Source organism: Thermaerobacillus caldiproteolyticus (genome assembly GCF_015326725.1).
Taxonomy (GTDB): Bacteria; Bacillota; Bacilli; order Bacillales; family Anoxybacillaceae; genus Thermaerobacillus; species Thermaerobacillus caldiproteolyticus.
In genome coordinates this window covers 2,107,466-2,125,192 of record NZ_CP064060.1, presented here as the reverse complement: position 1 = coordinate 2,125,192, position 17,727 = coordinate 2,107,466, and the positions used below count along the sequence as shown (strand labels likewise).

The following is a 17,727-nucleotide window of genomic DNA, read 5'->3' as shown; positions in this document are numbered from 1 at the left end:
TTTCAGCTTGGTGGTGATAATGTTGTTTGAAAAATGTGAAGCCATTGTGCTTCGAACCATTGATTACGGAGAAACCAACAAAATTGTCACGTTGTTTACAAGAGAATGGGGAAAGGTGGCTGCAATGGCACGAGGGGCGAAAAAGCCAAGCAGCCGCCTTTCTGCTGTTACCCAACCGTTTACATACGGCCATTATTTAATTCAAAAAAGTCGTGGAATCGGGGTTTTACACCAAGGTGAAGTGGTTGACACGATGCGAGCGATTCGCGAAAATATTTTTACAACCGCCTACGCCTCTTACATTGTTGAGTTGACCGATAAAGTGACCGAAGAGCAGAGAAGAAATCCTTATTTGTTTGAGTTGCTTCTTCAAACACTAAAGTATATGAACGATGGCCTTGATTTAGAGATTCTAATGTACATTTATGAAATGAAAATGTTAAGCGTCATGGGATTGCCTCCTACATTAGATCGATGTGCTGTTTGCGGGCGAACGGAAGGGAAATTTTCTTTTTCCATTAAGGAAGGAGGATTTCTTTGCCATCGTTGTGAACAGAAAGATCCACACCGTTTGCCTCTTTCTCCAGCTGCGGTGAAACTATTACGGCTATTTTATTACCTCGATCTATCGAGATTAGGGAAAATTTCTGTCAAAGATGAAACAAAAAAAGAGCTGCACCATGTCATTTCCGCCTATTATGAGGAGTATTCGGGGCTCATGTTAAAAACGAAACGTTTTTTAACCCAAATGGAACAACTCAAACATCATTTGCAGTGAGCAAAGCCTGTTTATGCAACAGGCTTGATTTTTTTTGAACAAAATGAATTTTCACGATTTCTCCTTTGCAAAACGTTTCATTAAGTTATAATATTTTCATATGAGTATAGCCTATTAGCGTTGGTAAGGTGGTGAGCGACAATAGAACTAAATAAACGCCAAGAGCAAATTTTGCAAATTGTTAAAGATCATGGTCCCATTACGGGTGAAAGTATTGCCGAAAAATTGAACTTAACAAGAGCGACATTGCGCCCTGATTTGGCAATTTTAACTATGGCTGGCTATTTGGAAGCAAGGCCGAGAGTCGGCTATTTTTATACAGGAAAGACAGGTTCTCAACTTCTTGCTGACAAGATCAAAAAAATTAAAGTCAGCGATTACCAATCGATTCCGGTCGTAGTCAATGAAAATGTCAGCGTATATGATGCGATTGTGACAATGTTTCTTGAAGATGTCGGAACGTTGTTTGTCGTCGATGACGAGTCGCTATTAGTTGGCGTTCTGTCAAGAAAAGATTTGTTGCGGGCAAGTATCGGCAAACAAGAGTTAACAACGATTCCTGTGAATATTATTATGACAAGAATGCCAAATATTACGGTTTGTTATAAAGACGACTTGCTCATTGATGTCGCCGAGAGGCTAATTGAAAAACAAATTGATGCGATGCCGGTCGTGAAAAAAACAGAAAAAGGCTACGAAGTAATTGGGAGAATTACTAAAACAAATATGACGAAAGCTTTCGTTTCTCTAGCGAAAGACGATTTGTTGTAGAGAGGGGATGGAGATGAGCCAACGTTTCGTATACGTCGTTTCTGATTCAGGAGGAGAAACCGCAGAGTTAGTGGTGAAAGCGGCAGCCAGCCAGTTTAATAGTTCACTCATCCAATTAAAGCGAGTGCCATATGTAGAGGATAAAACAACATTAGCGGAAGTTGTCGCCCTTGCAAAAATGAATAAAGGGATTATTGCATTTACGCTTGTTGTGCCAGAAATGCGTCAATTTCTTATTGAAGAAGCTGCGCGTGAAGGTGTGGAGGCGTATGACATCATCGGACCGCTCATTGAAAAAATGCGCGATTTGTTTGGCATGACGCCGCGCTATGAGCCGGGACAAGTACGTGTGTTGGATGAAGACTACTTCAAAAAAATCGAGGCGATTGAGTTTGCTGTGAAATATGACGACGGACGTGACCCTCGCGGCATTTTGCGAGCGGATATTGTGCTAGTCGGTGTCTCACGCACATCGAAGACTCCGCTTTCCCAATACTTAGCTCATAAGCGATTGAAGGTCGCCAACGTTCCGATTGTACCGGAAGTAGAACCGCCGGAACAACTATTTAAAGTATCGCCACAAAAATGTTTCGGCTTGAAAATCAGCCCGGAAAAATTGATTTCCATTCGCCGTGAGCGACTCAAATCGCTTGGATTGAACGATCAAGCCATTTATGCCAATATGGATCGAATTAAAGAAGAGCTTGATTATTTTGATGAAGTCATCAAAAAAATTGGCTGCGATGTCATTGATGTAACGAACAAGGCAGTAGAAGAGACTGCTAACATTATTATGAAAAAAAGAAAATTGTAGCACATTCACGATATCGTGAACTGTGCTTTTTTACTTTTCTATAGCATATTCTGACCATTTGTATTATAATAAAAAATTGTGATAAAAATGAACAAAATAGGTTTAGAGTACATATAGAGCGAGTAAACTATTTATAGCTACTTGTCAAGGGGAACAAAAAAATCTTTTTCGACAAAATTCGTTTTTTATATAGGAGGGAAAAGCAGGATTTTTGTGAACGATGTAGAATATTAGGAGGCATAACGGATTGCAACCAACAATCTTTGTTGATGCAGATGCTTGTCCAGTAAAAAGTGAAATTTTCTGGCTCGCTCGTAAATATAATATACTAAGTGTGTTTGTATCTTCGTATAACCATGTTTCTCGTTCTGAAGAAATGAAATGGGTATACGTGGATACAGAAAAAGAAGCGGTCGATTTATATATTTTGAACCGCGCTGTTAAAGGAGATGTTGTCGTGACCCAAGATATCGGGTTGGCGAGCATGCTGGTAAACCGCGGCATCTATGTGATTTCGCCGCGAGGAAAAGTGTATGAAGAAAGGGAAATGGACAATATTCTTCATCTTCGCTATCTTCAAGCGAAACAGCGAAGGCAAGGGATATACCAGAAGGGGGCAAAACGTTTCTCAAACGAGGAACGTCGTGTATTTCTACAAGGTTTCGAAAAAATTTTGTCGAAACTCGCAGGAAATTCCGTATAGGTCGAGAATAATTAACATGGAGCTGTTGATATGGGATACCGCATTCCCGAAGAAACGATTGAAGCGATTCGTCGTTCTGTAGATATTGTCGATGTCATTAGTGACTATGTACAGCTGAAAAAACAAGGACGTAACTATTTTGGTTTGTGTCCATTCCATGGGGAAAAAACGCCGTCGTTTTCCGTTTCTCCTGAAAAGCAAATTTTTCACTGTTTTGGTTGCGGTGCCGGAGGAAACGTCTTTTCGTTTCTCATGGATATAGAAGGAATATCTTTTATTGATGCAGCCAAGCGATTAGCATCAAGAGCAAATATTGACCTATCTCATTTAGCGTTAGACGATCAACGCGAAAGCTATACGGGCGCGAATGAAGCGAAGAAAATGATAGAAGCTCATGAGCTTCTAAAGAAATTTTATCATCATTTGCTTTTAAATACAAAAGAAGGACAAGCGGCATTTGACTATTTGCAAGCACGCGGATGGACGCGTGAAATTATTGAGCAATTCGAAATCGGTTATTCGCCGAATTCATGGGATTTTGCCGTAAAGTTTTTAACGGGACGCGGTTTTTCTCTTGAACTGATGGAAAAGGCAGGGCTCGTTATTCGCAAAGAGAACGGGAGCTATTTTGACCGGTTTCGCAACCGGATTATGTTTCCGATTCATAACCATCATGGAGAAACGGTCGCTTTTTCTGGAAGAATGTTAGGAGAAGGACAGCCAAAATATTTAAATAGTCCCGAAACGTTAATTTTTCATAAAGGAAAAATTTTATATAACTTTCACCAAGCGCGCTTACATATTCGAAAACGCCAAGAAGCGGTTTTATTTGAGGGATTTGCTGATGTTGTTTCCGCGATAAAAGCTGGAGTGGCGTATGCCGTTGCGACGATGGGAACAGCCTTAACAGAAGATCAAGCGCGCATTCTTCGACGAAATGTCGAATCCGTCATCATTTGCTATGACGGTGATACAGCTGGAATTGAAGCAACGTTTCGCGCAGCGGAACTCCTGTCTGGAACAGGTTGTCATGTGAAGATTGCTACAATTCCTGATGGCCTGGACCCAGATGAATATATAAGAAAGTACGGTTCAGAGCGATTTCAACGTGACGTTATTGAAGCGAGCAACTCCTTTATGGCGTTTAAAATGGCGTATTTGCGCAGAGGGAAAAATTTACAGAATGAAAGTGACCAAATCCGCTACATTGAAGAAGTGCTACAAGAAATTAGCCAATTGACCAATCCGATTGAAAAAGATTACTATTTACGACAATTAGCAAACGAATTTTCCCTTTCATTATCTGCTTTGCAGCAGCAATTGGAGCGTTATAAAAAAACGAAAGACAAACATAACGATGACGCTCGGGAACGGGTAGCAACGCGACAACCGCTGCCTAAAAAACTTCTTCCTGCTTTTCAAAACGCTGAACGAATATTGCTTGCCCATATGCTTCGGAACCGAGATGTTGCCTTGACTGTTCAGCAAGCGATTCAAGGAGAGTTCAACATTGAAGAGCATCGCGCCATTGCTGCGTATGTATATGCGTTTTACGAGGAAGGAAACGAGCCGGATGTTAGCTTGCTGATTGCGCGTGTGCCTGATCATTTAAAGCCGCTTGTAACAGAGCTATCGATGCTTCTTATTAACGAAGAAATCTCTACTCAAGAGTTAAACGATTATATCAAACATGTGTTGAATTACCCAAAATGGTTAATGCTAAAGGAAAAAGAACAGGAAAAAATCGAGGCAGAACGGAAAAAAGACTTTTTGAAAGCTGCCCGCATTGCCAAAGAAATAATTGAAATGAAAAAACAATTATCAATTTCGTGACGTTGTTGTAAAGCTTTAGAAGGGGGTAACAAAATGGCTGAAAAATCAGCTCGCTCAAAACAAGTTGACTCTAATGTCACACTAGAACAAGCGAAAGAACAATTAACAGAACTGGGAAAAAAGCGCGGCATTTTAACGTACGAAGAAATTGCCGAGCGATTGTCTGGATTTGATCTTGATTCTGATCAAATGGATGAATATTATGAATACTTAGCTGAGCAAGGTATCGATGTCATTAGTGAATCTGACTTGGACACCGATCCAGACATAGACGATTTAACAAAAGAAGAAGAATTTGATTTAAACGATTTAACGGTGCCACCCGGGGTCAAAATTAATGATCCGGTTCGTATGTACTTAAAAGAAATCGGGCGAGTTCCGCTACTATCGGCTGAAGAAGAAATTGAACTAGCCAAGCGAATTGAACAAGGCGATGAAGAAGCAAAGCGCCGTTTAACGGAAGCCAACCTTCGCCTTGTTGTCAGCATTGCCAAACGCTATGTTGGTCGCGGCATGTTGTTTCTTGACTTAATTCAAGAAGGAAACATGGGCTTAATCAAAGCGGTTGAAAAATTTGATTACCGTAAAGGCTATAAATTTAGTACGTATGCGACATGGTGGATTCGTCAAGCGATTACGCGCGCCATTGCTGACCAAGCGCGGACCATTCGCATTCCTGTTCACATGGTTGAGACGATCAACAAACTCATTCGCGTGCAAAGACAGCTGCTTCAAGACCTTGGCCGCGAACCGTCTCCAGAAGAAATTGCCGAAGAGATGGATTTAACACCGGAAAAAGTGCGCGAAATTTTAAAGATCGCGCAAGAGCCTGTGTCGCTCGAAACGCCGATTGGTGAAGAAGACGATTCGCATTTAGGCGATTTTATTGAAGACCAAGATGCGACCTCTCCATCTGAACATGCTGCGTATGAACTCTTAAAAGAACAGCTGGAAGATGTATTAGATACGCTCACAGACCGTGAAGAAAACGTGCTTCGTTTACGTTTTGGCTTAGATGATGGGCGCACGCGTACACTTGAGGAAGTAGGAAAAGTGTTTGGTGTTACTCGCGAGCGCATTCGCCAAATCGAAGCAAAGGCGCTTCGGAAATTGCGTCATCCAAGCCGCAGCAAGCGATTAAAAGACTTTTTAGAATAACAATTTAATTTACAATGAATAGTTTACTTCTTACAATAGAAGTAAACTATTTTTTATTTCTAGGAAAGGCCGATGAGTATGAATGAAAAAAGACGCGAAATTATTATAAGAGAAATTGAATATTGGAAGCGCTCTCGTCTTCTTCCAAAACAATATTGCGATTATTTGTTGGCCCTTTATACAGAAGGGCTTGCTAGCAACAGATCCCATATTTCCCGATTCAATCTTATCCATCTTTTATTCATAAGTATGATTTGTCTATTGTTTCCAATAAGTATTCTTGTCATTTATTTTACTGAATTGTCATTCGTTTTGCAAATGCTCCTTTTGTTTCTTTTTTTCATTGTATGTATGGTGGCAGTTTGGTTGTGGGCGAAGGAACGAAAACTCATCCATCTTCCGCTTATTAGCGGGGCATTTCTGTTGCTCCTTGCTTCCGTGCAAGCATGTGATTATTATTTTCCGAAAGAAAAAGCTATCGTAGCTGTGGTGATTTTCTTAAATTGTCTATTATGGATGGTGATCGGGATTCGCTTTCGTTTTTTCTATTTCACGATATCAGGCATTGCTGGACTTGGATTGCTGTGCGCCTCACTATTTTTCTAAGCTGGCTTTTATTCTGTGACGATTTTCCATAAGATGATAATTAGGGCTTTTCCTTCTCGGTAATTTACAGTAAAATAAAATTGTTTGTAGCGTTTACATTTTTTTAAAGAGCTCGTTATACATAAGGGAGGTAAAAAACATGAATCGAAATCCATTGATCCCATTTGCGCTCATTATGGTCTTTGGGATTGGTCTTATGCTTGCCCTTTCGTTTAAAGGTCTCGGCGATATGGACGAGCTTGCGAAAGAGAAAAAAGGTGGAGAAAAAACGGAGCAAGCGGCTGCAGCGAGCCCGGAAGAGTTTTATAAACAAACATGTAGCGCCTGTCATGGTGCCAACTATGAAGGTGGCGTCGGTCCGTCGTTAAAAGGTGTGGGCAAACGGCTTTCGTTAGATCAAATTAAAGATGTCATTCAACATGGACGTGGCAACATGCCTTCAGGTCTTGTGCCGCCGGAAAAAGCTGATGAAATGGCAAAATGGCTTTCGAAATTACAATAACAAAAGGTCCTTTCACCTTAGGTGAAGGGATTTTTTGTTTGTGATAAAATAAACAAAAGAACTAATGAAGTTGTGGTGAAAAAGATGAATGAGTTACGTTTATCAAAACGATTAGAGACGGTTGCTTCTTTTATTCCGACGCAATCGAAGTTAGCTGATATCGGTTCCGATCATGCGTATTTGCCTTGTTATGCTTATTTACAAGGATATATTACAATGGCAGTCGCTGGGGAAGTGGCAGACGGGCCATTTCGATCTGCCAAACAACAAGTTGCTAAAACGGGATTAAGTGATGTCATCTCCGTACGAAAAGGAGATGGTCTGGAAGTTATTGCGCCAGAGGAAGTAGATTGTATTACGATTGCCGGGATGGGAGGGACACTGATAGCTAATATTTTAGAAGCTGGAAAAGAAAAACTAGCCGGAGTGAAGCGATTAATTTTACAGCCAAATATCGGTTCCCACGTCGTTCGTCAGTGGTTGATGGACAATGATTGGGAGCTAATCGCCGAACGCATTTTGGAGGAGGATGGAAGAATTTACGAAGTATTAGTAGCAGAAAAAGGCGATGGCAAAAAACCGTATGATAACATCGAAGCAGAAATACTATTAGGACCGTTTCTTATGAAAGAGAGAAATGATGTATTTTTGAAAAAATGGGAGCAAGAAGTCGCCCATTGGAAACAGATTGTAGCGCAATTAACGGAAAAAGCAACAACTGCCGAAAGTATGGCGAAAAAACAAAAGTTGGAACGAAAAATTCGCATTGTTGAGGAGGCGTTACGATGAAAAAAATACCAAACGGGCATGAGGTCATTCAGCTATTTGAACAATTTGCTCCGAAGCATTTGGCAATGGAAGGTGATAGAATCGGCTTACAGATTGGCACGCTCAACAAGCCAATTCATACCGTCATGATTACATTAGATGTATTAGAAGAAGTGGTTGATGAAGCGATTGAAAACAAAGTCGATCTAATCATCGCCCATCATCCGCCGCTTTATCGTCCGGTTAAACATATCATTACCGACCAAACGCAAGGGCGCATCATTGCAAAATGCATGAAGCATGATATTGCCATTTATGCCGCTCATACAAATTTAGATATTGCTGAAGGCGGAGTAAATGACTGGCTTTCAGAAGCACTCGGGTTACAAGAAGTCGAGGTACTCGTTCCTACGTACGAGGAAGCGCTAAAGAAATTAGTTGTCTATGTACCGGATACGCATGCCGATGCGGTTCGCGAAGCGCTTGGCAATGCAGGGGCAGGCCATATTGGAAATTACAGTCATTGTACGTTTAATAGCCGCGGCATTGGAACGTTTTTGCCGCAAGAAGGGGCGAATCCGTTTATCGGTGAAAAAGGAACGCTTGAAAAAGTCGAAGAAGTACGCATTGAAACAATTTTCCCGGCTTCGTTGCAAAAAAAGGTAGTTACAGCGATGCTCAAAGCTCATCCATATGAAGAAGTTGCCTATGATGTCTATCCATTAGAAAATAAGGGGCGTACATTTGGATTAGGTCGACTCGGACGGTTACGTGAGGAGATGACGCTTGCTGAGTTTGCCGAGCATGTAAAAAAAGCGCTTGATGTTCCAGCAGTGCGCGTAGTGGGGAACTTGCAAGACAAAGTAAATAAAGTCGCCGTTGTTGGCGGAGATGGCAATAAGTATATTTCGCAAGCGAAGTTCAGCGGTGCCGACGTCTATGTAACAGGAGATGTTTACTATCATGTTGCCCATGATGCGATGATGCTTGGATTAAATATTGTTGATCCGGGACATAACGTCGAAAAGGTGATGAAGCAAGGAGTGGCCCGCTTTTTGGAGCAACAGTTCGCTCAACAAAAATTTGCAACAACTGTCTATGTTTCACAAGTACATACGGATCCGTTTACTTTTTTATAAAAACGAGAAGCCGATATTCTGTCTATCCGAAGAATATCGGCTCTTGCTTTCTTATTTTTCCTGTTTTGTTTTTACTTTTGGCAAGATTTTGTGAAGGGGTACTTTTCGTTCACGTTTCCATGTCTCTGGATTATTTGGATCAAACTGCTCAAGAAATGCAATGACCTCTTTTGTAATTGGCGTCGGCGTCGAAGCACCAGCAGTCACCGCCACTTTTTTGGCGTTTTTTATCCAGTCAATCTCAATTTCTGTTACATCCGCCACGCGGTAAGCTTTTGTTCCTGCAATCTCTTCGGACACTTGAGCAAGACGATTCGAGTTATTGCTTTTAGGATCGCCGACGACGATTGTAACATCCGCTTCTTTTGCTTGTTCTGCGACGGCTTCTTGACGAAGCTGTGTTGCCAAGCAAATTTCTTTATGCATTTCGACGTGCGGATATTTTTCTTTTACTTTTTCCATAATATGAGCAACGTCCCATTGGCTCATCGTTGTCTGGTTGGTGACCATAATTTTTTCGCTCTGAATGGCTAATTGCTCGACATCATGGACTGTTTCAACAAGATGAATGCGTGTTGGATCGATGCCGACTGCTCCTTCTGGTTCCGGATGGCCTTTTTTACCGATATAAATAACTTCATAGCCGCTTGCCAGCTTTTCGCGAATTAAGTCGTGCGTTTTTGTTACATCCGGGCATGTAGCATCAATAGTGACAAGCCCTTTTTCTCGAGCGCGTTTTTTTACTTCAGGAGAAACGCCGTGAGCGGTAAAAATGACCGTTCCTTTATCAATTTTTTCAAGAATTTCTAAGCGGTTTTCTCCGTCGAGAGTAATGATGCCTTCCTCCGAAAAAGCATCGGTAACATGTTTATTATGAACGATCATTCCTAAAATATAGATCGGTCTCGGCAATGTTGGGTCTAACGCAGCATTTCTTGCAATGACCATCGCATCGACAACCCCGTAGCAATAGCCACGCGGCGTAATTTTGATGACTTCCATTTTTGTTCCTCCTTCGCTCCGCTATACGGAGAGAGTACTTTGAGTGCCTTCTTTCATTATAGCGGAGAAAGAAGGAGAATACAAAGAAGAACTAAATATACAGTTTTGGCTTAGATGGTTTTGGTTCTTTTGTTGTTTTTTCTCGATCAGTTGCTTTAGCGGTTGGAATATCGCGTTTAACGGATGAGGATGTCTTTTTTTTCTTTTCTTGTTTTTCTTCTTTTTCTTCGTTTTCTTCTTCGTTCGTTGTTTTGAGCTCTTTCCATATTTTCATCATTGCGGGGATATTTTTGACAAGCGGACCGTATTGTTGCACCATCGGAACAACGTTTTGGGCAATGCCCAGCATTCTCTGGACATTTGTTAGTATGCCGCCAAGACCTCCTCCGGTGTTGGCAGCAACGTTAGTAGCAGCATTTTGAAGGGTTGGCATCATGAACCCATGAGGAACAGGAGGGGCTGGTTGTCCTCGGGAAAATAGTCTTGCTAAAAAGCCACCAAGTCCTGGACGCGGCTGAATAGGCTGGGTCGGAAATGATGCGTTCATTAACGGAAATGAACGAGCCGGTGTAGGGGGAAACATTGGGGGTCTACGAATCATCATTTTTTCCTCCTTTCTAGGCAATGTGCATAAACAATGCTTCTTTACATACATTATGCGAACATCACAAAAAGTGTTTTTCGTTTAGACAAGTGCCTAATGTTGCGGCGAATAGTGAAAATCAGCTATAATGGTAAATCGGGTTATGAAGGGGACAACGTCTATAGAAAGGAGCAGGGCGTGTGAAGGAAACATTATTTGAGAGGTTTTCATTTCAACCTTTTCTCATAGAGGCGATTAAAGAACTCAATTTTTATAAACCGACAGAAATTCAAGAGCGGCTCATTCCGAGTATCCTTCGCGGTGAGAGCGCCATCGGTCAATCGCAGACAGGAACGGGAAAAACGCATGCGTATTTATTGCCGATTATTGAAAAAATCGACCCGCACCGTTTGGAAGTGCAGGCAGTGATCACCGCTCCGACGCGAGAGCTTGCCACACAAATTTACCATGAAATACTAAAAATTACAAAGTTTTGTCCAAGTGATCATCAAATTGTGGCACGTTGCTTTGTTGGAGGAACAGATAAACAAAAGGCGATGGAAAAGCTGAAAAAGCAGCCGCATATTGTTGTGGGGACGCCGGGAAGAATTAATGATTTTATTCGCGAACAAGTGCTTTTTGTTCATACAGCCTCAATGCTCGTTGTCGATGAGGCAGATATGATGTTAGATATGGGCTTTATTGTTGATGTCGATCAAATTGCTGCAAGAATGCCGAAAGATTTACAAATGTTAGTGTTTTCAGCAACAATTCCGGAAAAATTAAAACCGTTTTTGAGAAAGTATATGGAAAACCCAAAATATGTTCATGTTGCTCCGAAGCAAGTCACAGCGGAAAAGATTGAACATATTCTTGTGCCACTCCGTCACCGCGATAAATTGAATTTGTTGCATGACATGCTTATTTCGTATAATCCGTATTTAGCAATTGTGTTTACGAATACGAAAAAAATGGCTGATGAAATAGTGGACGCGCTAAGCGAAAAAGGATTGAAAGTCGGAGTTTTACACGGTGATTTAACGCCACGAGAGCGGAAAAGAATGATGAAGCAAATTCGTGATCTAGAGTTTCAATATATTGTCGCAACGGATTTAGCTGCGCGAGGCATTGATATTCAAGGAGTGAGCCACGTTATTAACTATGAACTGCCGCACGATTTAGAATTTTATGTGCATCGCGTTGGACGTACAGCACGTGCAGGCTACACAGGAATTGCCACCACCATTTACGAACCATCCGACCAAGATGCGCTAACGAAACTGGAGAAAATGGGAATTGATTTTCTTCATCGTGATCTTGTGCGCAGAGAATGGGTTGAGCTTCCGCCATGGAACCAGCGAAAAAAGCGCGAAAAAACAGATGAAGAGCTCGAGCAACTTGTCAACAAGTTGAAAAAAACGAAAAAGGTAAAACCGGGTTATAAGAAAAAGCTAAAAGAAGAAATTGAAAAACAGAAAAAACGGTTGCGTCGCTTAAAGAAAAAATAAAGCGGAACCGGATAGAAAGGGAGACGGGGAATGTTAAAAATTGGCTCGCATGTATCAATGAGCGGCAAAAAAATGCTGCTGGGTGCCAGTGAAGAAGCAGTATCTTATGGAGCGAATACATTCATGATCTACACAGGGGCTCCGCAAAATACGAGACGAAAAAAAATTGAAGAGCTGAATATCGAAGCTGGACTTGCTCATATGAAAGAACATGGCATTGACGAAATTGTCGTTCATGCTCCTTACATTATCAACATTGGAAATACGACAAATCCGGCTACATTCGAGCTTGGTGTTCAATTTTTACGCTCGGAAATTGAGCGAACAGAGGCCATTGGTGCGAAACAAATCGTTCTTCATCCCGGTGCCCATGTCGGAGCAGGAGTCGAAGCTGGAATCCGCAAAATTGTTGAAGGGTTAAACGAAGTGTTAACGCGTGAACAAAATGTCCAAATTGCCTTAGAGACAATGGCAGGAAAAGGGTCGGAGTGCGGCAGCCGCTTTGAAGAGCTGGCGAAAATTATCGATGGTGTGACGCACAATGATAAGCTCTCGGTTTGTTTTGACACATGTCATACCCATGATGCTGGATACAACATTGTCGAAGACTTTGATGGGGTATTGGAAGAATTTGATAAAATCATTGGGCTTGAACGATTAAAAGTTCTTCATATTAATGACAGTAAAAATCCACGCGGCAGCCGAAAAGACCGCCACGAAAATATCGGTTTCGGTCATATCGGATTTCAAGCGTTAAACTATATCGTCCATCATCCGCAGCTTTCTGATATTCCTAAAATTTTAGAAACGCCGTATGTTGGGGAAGATAAAAACAACAAAAAGCCACCGTATAAGTTTGAAATTGCAATGTTACGTGAACAAACATTTGACGAGGAAGTTCTGACGAAAATCATGAATGAACAATAAAGGGAGAAAAGGGCATTTTCACGCATGGTGAAAGGCCCTTTTTAAAAATAAGTATCTTTTACGATTGAGGAACGATTGTTTTAGCCGTCTAGGATGACCTTGCCCTTTTCTGATTACTTTTTCTTTATGAACTTTAAAAACAGCTCATTCGCTTGTCTCGCTGTTTGCGGAGACGTAATTTTCGCAAGCTCCTTTATCCATTTCTTCCGTTCTTGCGGGTCGAACACATTGATTTGCCGATTTTGTGCAATATGAATAATTTTTTTTGCTTCTTCCATTGTTAATGAAATACCGTAATCGCGGCTGTACGATACAAGTTCCTCAGGGGTAATCGTTTTGATTTTTTGATTAATGATTTGTTGGTAAATATTCATGATTCGCTCCCTCCTTACTATGTATCGTATGAGAGGCAAGAAAATGAGGTGCTATGTTATAATAAAGCGATGAGTAAAAAAGAAGGATATTTTTTGGATACAGAAATAACATGAAAAGGAAAGTATTCACATCACCTGTATCGCCTTTTGTTCATTGTTATTGGCGCTTCGCTTGCTGTGCTGGCGAGAATCAATTCACCGACGTATTTTAGATTACCATTTGGTCGTTCTTGAATTTCTTGGCATCTTGTTGTGTTATTGATGCTCCATTTATGTACTATAGATATAAACAAATTGAAAATTTATTTTGTTTTCCTCTATTTTTAGGATTATTCCATGTGCGGCAGTAGAGCGACTTCTTTCCTCATTTTGAGCCATTCACAAAAGAGCCGGTTTTAAGTGACTTTGTTTGGTGGATTGGCGCTAGGTGCTGGTCTAGTGATTGACCACGGCGTTTTTTTAGATGGAACAGAAATTTTACTGGCGAAAAAGCTGCCGTTTTCTATTGGTGAATTTGTTGTGTTTCTGAATTTTTATTTTTAGTTGGGCAGAGTTTGTATTTGTACTAGAGCAAGCAATGTATTCATGGCGTATTGCATTGCTTTTAAAACGATTGATGGTGGTCCAGGAATTAGATGAAACGAAAGCGACGATTATTGTTTCGATCATTATAAAGAAATAGCAGATGTAATTTTGCAATCTTTGAGCCGGGGAGCGTGGGAAGGGCAGCTGCACCACGATTAGAGGTCACAAAATGTTACCCATGAAAGCATGGATTACGATCATGAGTACGTATGAAGCAAGAGGCGCAAAATGTAAATCTGCTATTCACTGAGCGGTGTCGTTTACAAATGACTTCGTTTCAGCTATACTACATTTGTAAATAAATCGTAATCATTCTTATATTTCATAAAAAACAGGTGGGAACGCTATGAAAGGCGAAGATATATTGAAGATTGAACACGTATCGTTCCGTTACGAAAAGGAAAACGTGTTAGAGGATATTACGTTTTCCGTTCCAAAAGGAGCGTTTGTCGGATTAGTCGGTCCGAATGGTTCCGGGAAATCAACGTTATTAAAGTGTATTTTAGGACTATTAAAGCCGCAAAAAGGCCATATCTACTTGTTCGGCACGCGGGTTTCTTCGTTTAAGGATTGGCATCGCATTGGATTTGTGTCGCAAAAAGCGAACAGTTTTAACACGGGATTTCCAGCAACCGTTTATGAAGTTGTAGCTAGCGGGTTAACGGCGAAGCTTGGCTTATTTCGCTTTTTCACGAGCAAAGAAAAACAGGCGGTGCTTGAAGCGATTGAAGCGGTTGGAATGAGCAAATTCCGTCATCAAAATATCGGGGAGCTGTCCGGCGGTCAACAACAACGCGTTTTTATTGCTCGGGCGATTGTGAGCAAGCCGGAGTTGCTGATTTTAGATGAGCCAACGGTCGGTGTCGATGTTCATCATGTGCAAAATTTTTATGCCATGCTTGATGAGTTAAACCGTCACCTTGGTATTACTCTTTTATTAGTGACGCATGATATCGGCACGATTACTGAAAAAGTGACCCATGTTGCCTGTTTAAATAAACATTTATATTTTCATGGGAAAGCGGAAGAATTTGCTGAACTGCAGGAGAAGGAGCTGTCGCATTTTTACGGCCACCCTCTTTATGTGCTTTCCCATCAGCATTGATGAAGGAGCAACGACAATGATTCAAGCGATGTTTCATTATGAGTTTTTGCGAAATGCATTTTTTGCAGGGATACTAATTGGCATTGTTGCCCCGTTATTAGGAGTATTTATCGTCGTTCGCCGTTTATCACTGATTGCTGATGCGCTTAGCCACGTGACGCTTGCAGGAATTGCTGCGAGTTTATTGCTGCAAAAAAAAGTCGGGACATTTGTCGGTGTGAGCCCACTTTACATGGGAATGACCTTTTCCGTTGTCGGTTCCTTATTAGTTGAAAAATTGCGGACCGTCTACAAACATTATCAGGAGCTAGCGATTCCGATTATTTTATCAGGAGGGATTGGGCTCAGTGTCATTTTCATTTCGCTTGCAGACGGGTTTAATACCGATTTATTTTCCTATTTGTTTGGCAGCGTGAGCGCGGTCAGCCGCCAAGATGTATGGATTATTTTGGCGATTACAGCTGTAGTCATTGTGACAATTTCACTATTATATAAAGAGTTGTTTTTGCTTTCATTCGATGAAGAATATGCGGTAGCTTCCGGAATTCGAGCAAAGCTGATTCATTTTGTATTTATTATTCTCGTCGCACTAGTTATTGCAGCATCAATGAGAATCGTCGGCATTTTGCTTGTTTCTTCTCTAATGACGTTACCGGTTGCCGCCAGCATTCGTATCGCAAAAGGGTTTAAACAAGCGATCGGTTATTCCATTTTATTTGGAGAACTTTCGGTTATTGCTGGATTGCTGTTATCGTATCAATTAGACTTAGCACCAGGCGGAACGATTGTGATGCTTGCCGTACTCATTTTACTTATGACGATGATATGGAAAAAGTGGAAAAGGGGATAAGAAAATGAATGTGGCGGAAGCGATTCAATTGATGAAAGAAAAAGGGTTTAAGCATACGGGCAAACGAGAAGATATGTTGCAGCTATTTGCGAATACGAACAAATATTTGACCGCAAAAGATGTATTAGATGCGTTAAAAGATGATTACCCGGGATTAAGTTTTGATACGATTTATCGCAATTTATCGTTATTTGTCGAACTTGGAATTTTAGAAATGACAGAATTATCCGGGGAAAAGCATTTTCGTTTTAAATGTAGTACCGTCTATCATCATCACCATTTTATTTGCATGGAATGCGGGAAGACGAAAGAAATTGCCACTTGCCCAATGGATGAGTTAATGGAAAGCTTACAAGGATATGAAGTATCTGGTCACAAGTTTGAGATATATGGAAAATGTCCAGAATGTCAAAGGGATATCTCGTAACGAAGAGATATCCCTTTGATGTTGATTATAAAAGAGCGTCAATATGCTGCTTTGCTTCAATCCAATTCTTCACTCTGATTACTTGTTTCGGAAGAGGACCTTGATTATACGGGGTATCAAATAAAATAACAGGAATATTGCACTGTTCTCCGATATCGCAGGCGTTATCATATTTGTCCTCAAAAAAAGCAGCGATGTTGTATGTTTTCACCGCTTCGATTTTATCGTGAGAGCCGACCAACTCAATATGATGATAATGAACGCCGTTATTTTTAAACCATTTTTCGGTAATATCAAATAAATGCTTTCCTCGCGCGCTGATGTAAAATAATTCATACCGATCCTTCCAGCTGTTAATGACGTCTAACGCATGTTCAGCAAGCGGAGCGCGCTCGTAAATCCTTGCTTCATGTTCTTCCATCCATTTGTCCATTTCTTCCTCTGTCGTATCATATAAGGGAGCTAAGTTATATTGTGTAATATCATGAAGCGTCAGCTTTTTTCGAAAGGATTGATTTAAATAAGGGATAAATGTACTTGGACATGTGACTGTTCCGTCGATATCGATTCCGAGTCGTTTTTTCATGCTTCTTTATGCACTCCTTTGATGATGTCCTTCTTCTATATTGTAGCATATTCATCGTGTTTTTCCTTGTCATGAAAACATTCGCATTTATAATTTTCGAATGACTCTCCATACTAATAAATGCTCCTTACTTAAGGAAAGCGAGGGAACAACATGGTAGATGATCGCAATCGCACGTACAATGAAAGTTACGTGCCATCGGTAGGAAGAGTAGATCAAGAACATGATTTCATGGAAGAAACAGCGACAGAAGTAGCAGATCCGATTCGTGATTACAATCGGAGAGAAGAAAGAGATGATGTTGAAGGAGCAAACGGAAGAGGCATTGGTTGGGTAGCGCTTGTTATTTCTATCCTTTCCCTGTTTATGATGCCGATTATTTTAGGAGCAACAGGGATTATTGTCGGCTTTATCGCACGTCGACGCGGTGCCGAAACGTTAGGAGCTTGGGCAATCGGTATCGGGATTGTATCGATTATTGTTAAATTGTTTATTTTACCGTTTTATTATTAGATAAGAAAAGCAGAAGCGGTCCGTTCAGGAGCAGTGAGCAAACGTTTTTTCTTCGTTCTGTAAAAAAGCTTACACTCCGAAGAGGAAGAACGATAGGCCCTCGACTGTTGAAACAAATGACGTTTCAGTCATATCCTTAGGGCTGTTTGTACAGAGCTCATGCCAAGACATTGATTGGTTGACCGCCGAAGCTGG

21 protein-coding genes are annotated in these 17,727 nt (G+C 41.0%); 17 read left to right on the top strand and 4 right to left on the bottom strand.

What is annotated here, in order from left to right; translation table 11 throughout:
- Window positions 1–22: 22 nt before the first annotated feature.
- The 10 genes from recO (at window position 23) to ISX45_RS10600 (ending at window position 9,072) form a co-directional block, all read left to right on the top strand.
- Complete coding sequence (recO, locus tag ISX45_RS10645) at window positions 23–778, top strand: DNA repair protein RecO (protein ID WP_181554444.1); 756 nt, start codon at window positions 23–25, stop codon at window positions 776–778.
- Window positions 779–919: 141 nt separating this feature from the next.
- Entirely contained in the window at window positions 920–1,549 is a 630-nt protein-coding gene (locus ISX45_RS10640) for a transcriptional regulator CcpN (protein ID WP_267240215.1), read from the top strand.
- A 13-nt stretch (window positions 1,550–1,562) separates the two neighbouring features.
- Entirely contained in the window at window positions 1,563–2,363 is an 801-nt protein-coding gene (locus tag ISX45_RS10635; protein WP_181554442.1) for a pyruvate, water dikinase regulatory protein, read from the top strand.
- Window positions 2,364–2,610: 247 nt separating this feature from the next.
- Window positions 2,611–3,066, top strand: a complete 456-nt coding sequence (locus ISX45_RS10630; protein ID WP_181554441.1) for a YaiI/YqxD family protein — start codon at window positions 2,611–2,613, stop codon at window positions 3,064–3,066.
- 30 nt (window positions 3,067–3,096) lie between these two features.
- On the top strand, window positions 3,097–4,899 hold the full coding sequence (gene dnaG / locus ISX45_RS10625) for a DNA primase (RefSeq protein ID WP_194518949.1): 1,803 nt from the start codon (window positions 3,097–3,099) through the stop codon (window positions 4,897–4,899).
- A gap of 33 nt (window positions 4,900–4,932) precedes the next feature.
- A complete protein-coding gene (gene rpoD / locus ISX45_RS10620) occupies window positions 4,933–6,057 on the top strand; it encodes an RNA polymerase sigma factor RpoD (RefSeq protein WP_181554439.1) in 1,125 nt (374 codons plus the stop codon).
- Between the two features lie 78 nt (window positions 6,058–6,135).
- Complete coding sequence (locus ISX45_RS10615; protein WP_194518948.1) at window positions 6,136–6,663, top strand: hypothetical protein; 528 nt, start codon at window positions 6,136–6,138, stop codon at window positions 6,661–6,663.
- Between the two features lie 139 nt (window positions 6,664–6,802).
- The gene (gene cccA / locus ISX45_RS10610; protein WP_181554437.1) at window positions 6,803–7,165 is read left to right on the top strand and encodes a cytochrome c550; all 363 of its coding nucleotides are present in this window, start codon (window positions 6,803–6,805) and stop codon (window positions 7,163–7,165) included.
- 84 nt (window positions 7,166–7,249) lie between these two features.
- On the top strand, window positions 7,250–7,954 hold the full coding sequence (locus ISX45_RS10605) for a tRNA (adenine(22)-N(1))-methyltransferase (RefSeq protein WP_194518947.1): 705 nt from the start codon (window positions 7,250–7,252) through the stop codon (window positions 7,952–7,954).
- Entirely contained in the window at window positions 7,951–9,072 is a 1,122-nt protein-coding gene (locus ISX45_RS10600; RefSeq protein WP_181554435.1) for a Nif3-like dinuclear metal center hexameric protein, read from the top strand. The genes ISX45_RS10605 and ISX45_RS10600 overlap by 4 nt, the downstream gene beginning before the upstream one ends.
- Before the next feature lie 51 nt (window positions 9,073–9,123).
- Here ISX45_RS10600 and ISX45_RS10595 read toward each other — a convergent pair whose 3' ends face one another.
- Both ISX45_RS10595 and vrrA read right to left on the bottom strand, forming a co-directional pair.
- Window positions 9,124–10,074, bottom strand: coding sequence for a 4-hydroxy-3-methylbut-2-enyl diphosphate reductase (locus tag ISX45_RS10595; protein ID WP_194518946.1), 951 nt, complete (start codon window positions 10,072–10,074; stop codon window positions 9,124–9,126).
- Window positions 10,075–10,165: 91 nt separating this feature from the next.
- A complete protein-coding gene (gene vrrA, locus ISX45_RS10590; RefSeq protein ID WP_194518945.1) occupies window positions 10,166–10,678 on the bottom strand; it encodes a VrrA/YqfQ family protein in 513 nt (170 codons plus the stop codon).
- Between the two features lie 179 nt (window positions 10,679–10,857).
- On the opposite strand from vrrA, the gene ISX45_RS10585 reads away from it, so the two are divergent.
- Entirely contained in the window at window positions 10,858–12,165 is a 1,308-nt protein-coding gene (locus ISX45_RS10585; RefSeq protein ID WP_194518944.1) for a DEAD/DEAH box helicase, read from the top strand.
- Window positions 12,166–12,195: 30 nt separating this feature from the next.
- Complete coding sequence (locus ISX45_RS10580; RefSeq protein WP_181554431.1) at window positions 12,196–13,092, top strand: deoxyribonuclease IV; 897 nt, start codon at window positions 12,196–12,198, stop codon at window positions 13,090–13,092.
- Between the two features lie 113 nt (window positions 13,093–13,205).
- Here the strand turns inward: ISX45_RS10580 and ISX45_RS10575 are convergent, their stop codons facing one another.
- A complete protein-coding gene (locus tag ISX45_RS10575; protein ID WP_181554430.1) occupies window positions 13,206–13,466 on the bottom strand; it encodes a DUF2624 domain-containing protein in 261 nt (86 codons plus the stop codon).
- Window positions 13,467–13,865: 399 nt separating this feature from the next.
- Between ISX45_RS10575 and ISX45_RS19640 the strand changes: the two genes are divergently transcribed.
- The 4 genes from ISX45_RS19640 (at window position 13,866) to ISX45_RS10555 (ending at window position 16,433) form a co-directional block, all read left to right on the top strand.
- Window positions 13,866–14,009, top strand: a complete 144-nt coding sequence (locus ISX45_RS19640; RefSeq protein ID WP_228485536.1) for a hypothetical protein — start codon at window positions 13,866–13,868, stop codon at window positions 14,007–14,009.
- A gap of 388 nt (window positions 14,010–14,397) precedes the next feature.
- Complete coding sequence (locus ISX45_RS10565) at window positions 14,398–15,156, top strand: metal ABC transporter ATP-binding protein (RefSeq protein ID WP_181554429.1); 759 nt, start codon at window positions 14,398–14,400, stop codon at window positions 15,154–15,156.
- A gap of 16 nt (window positions 15,157–15,172) precedes the next feature.
- The gene (locus ISX45_RS10560) at window positions 15,173–16,006 is read left to right on the top strand and encodes a metal ABC transporter permease (RefSeq protein WP_194518943.1); all 834 of its coding nucleotides are present in this window, start codon (window positions 15,173–15,175) and stop codon (window positions 16,004–16,006) included.
- Window positions 16,007–16,010: 4 nt separating this feature from the next.
- Window positions 16,011–16,433: a zinc uptake transcriptional repressor Zur gene (locus ISX45_RS10555; protein WP_194518942.1), complete on the top strand. Its 423-nt coding sequence runs from the start codon at window positions 16,011–16,013 to the stop codon at window positions 16,431–16,433.
- Between the two features lie 25 nt (window positions 16,434–16,458).
- Here ISX45_RS10555 and ISX45_RS10550 read toward each other — a convergent pair whose 3' ends face one another.
- Window positions 16,459–17,019, bottom strand: coding sequence for a hypothetical protein (locus ISX45_RS10550; protein ID WP_181554426.1), 561 nt, complete (start codon window positions 17,017–17,019; stop codon window positions 16,459–16,461).
- A 153-nt stretch (window positions 17,020–17,172) separates the two neighbouring features.
- Here ISX45_RS10550 and ISX45_RS10545 point away from each other — a divergent pair, with 153 nt between their 5' ends.
- On the top strand, window positions 17,173–17,532 hold the full coding sequence (locus ISX45_RS10545; protein WP_181554425.1) for a DUF4190 domain-containing protein: 360 nt from the start codon (window positions 17,173–17,175) through the stop codon (window positions 17,530–17,532).
- Window positions 17,533–17,727: the final 195 nt, after the last annotated feature.

Coding starts and splice junctions, on each gene's coding strand:
- ISX45_RS10550 (WP_181554426.1), bottom strand. CDS start 17,019: ATGAAAAAACGACTCGGAATCGATATCGACGGAACAGTCACATGTCCA.
- ISX45_RS10555 (WP_194518942.1), top strand. CDS start 16,011: ATGAATGTGGCGGAAGCGATTCAATTGATGAAAGAAAAAGGGTTTAAG.
- ISX45_RS10575 (WP_181554430.1), bottom strand. CDS start 13,466: ATGAATATTTACCAACAAATCATTAATCAAAAAATCAAAACGATTACC.
- ISX45_RS10600 (WP_181554435.1), top strand. CDS start 7,951: ATGAAAAAAATACCAAACGGGCATGAGGTCATTCAGCTATTTGAACAA.
- ISX45_RS10565 (WP_181554429.1), top strand. CDS start 14,398: ATGAAAGGCGAAGATATATTGAAGATTGAACACGTATCGTTCCGTTAC.
- ISX45_RS10615 (WP_194518948.1), top strand. CDS start 6,136: ATGAATGAAAAAAGACGCGAAATTATTATAAGAGAAATTGAATATTGG.
- ISX45_RS10595 (WP_194518946.1), bottom strand. CDS start 10,074: ATGGAAGTCATCAAAATTACGCCGCGTGGCTATTGCTACGGGGTTGTC.
- ISX45_RS10560 (WP_194518943.1), top strand. CDS start 15,173: ATGATTCAAGCGATGTTTCATTATGAGTTTTTGCGAAATGCATTTTTT.
- cccA (WP_181554437.1), top strand. CDS start 6,803: ATGAATCGAAATCCATTGATCCCATTTGCGCTCATTATGGTCTTTGGG.
- ISX45_RS10635 (WP_181554442.1), top strand. CDS start 1,563: ATGAGCCAACGTTTCGTATACGTCGTTTCTGATTCAGGAGGAGAAACC.
- dnaG (WP_194518949.1), top strand. CDS start 3,097: ATGGGATACCGCATTCCCGAAGAAACGATTGAAGCGATTCGTCGTTCT.
- vrrA (WP_194518945.1), bottom strand. CDS start 10,678: ATGATGATTCGTAGACCCCCAATGTTTCCCCCTACACCGGCTCGTTCA.
- ISX45_RS10545 (WP_181554425.1), top strand. CDS start 17,173: ATGGTAGATGATCGCAATCGCACGTACAATGAAAGTTACGTGCCATCG.
- ISX45_RS10580 (WP_181554431.1), top strand. CDS start 12,196: ATGTTAAAAATTGGCTCGCATGTATCAATGAGCGGCAAAAAAATGCTG.
- rpoD (WP_181554439.1), top strand. CDS start 4,933: ATGGCTGAAAAATCAGCTCGCTCAAAACAAGTTGACTCTAATGTCACA.
- ISX45_RS10605 (WP_194518947.1), top strand. CDS start 7,250: ATGAATGAGTTACGTTTATCAAAACGATTAGAGACGGTTGCTTCTTTT.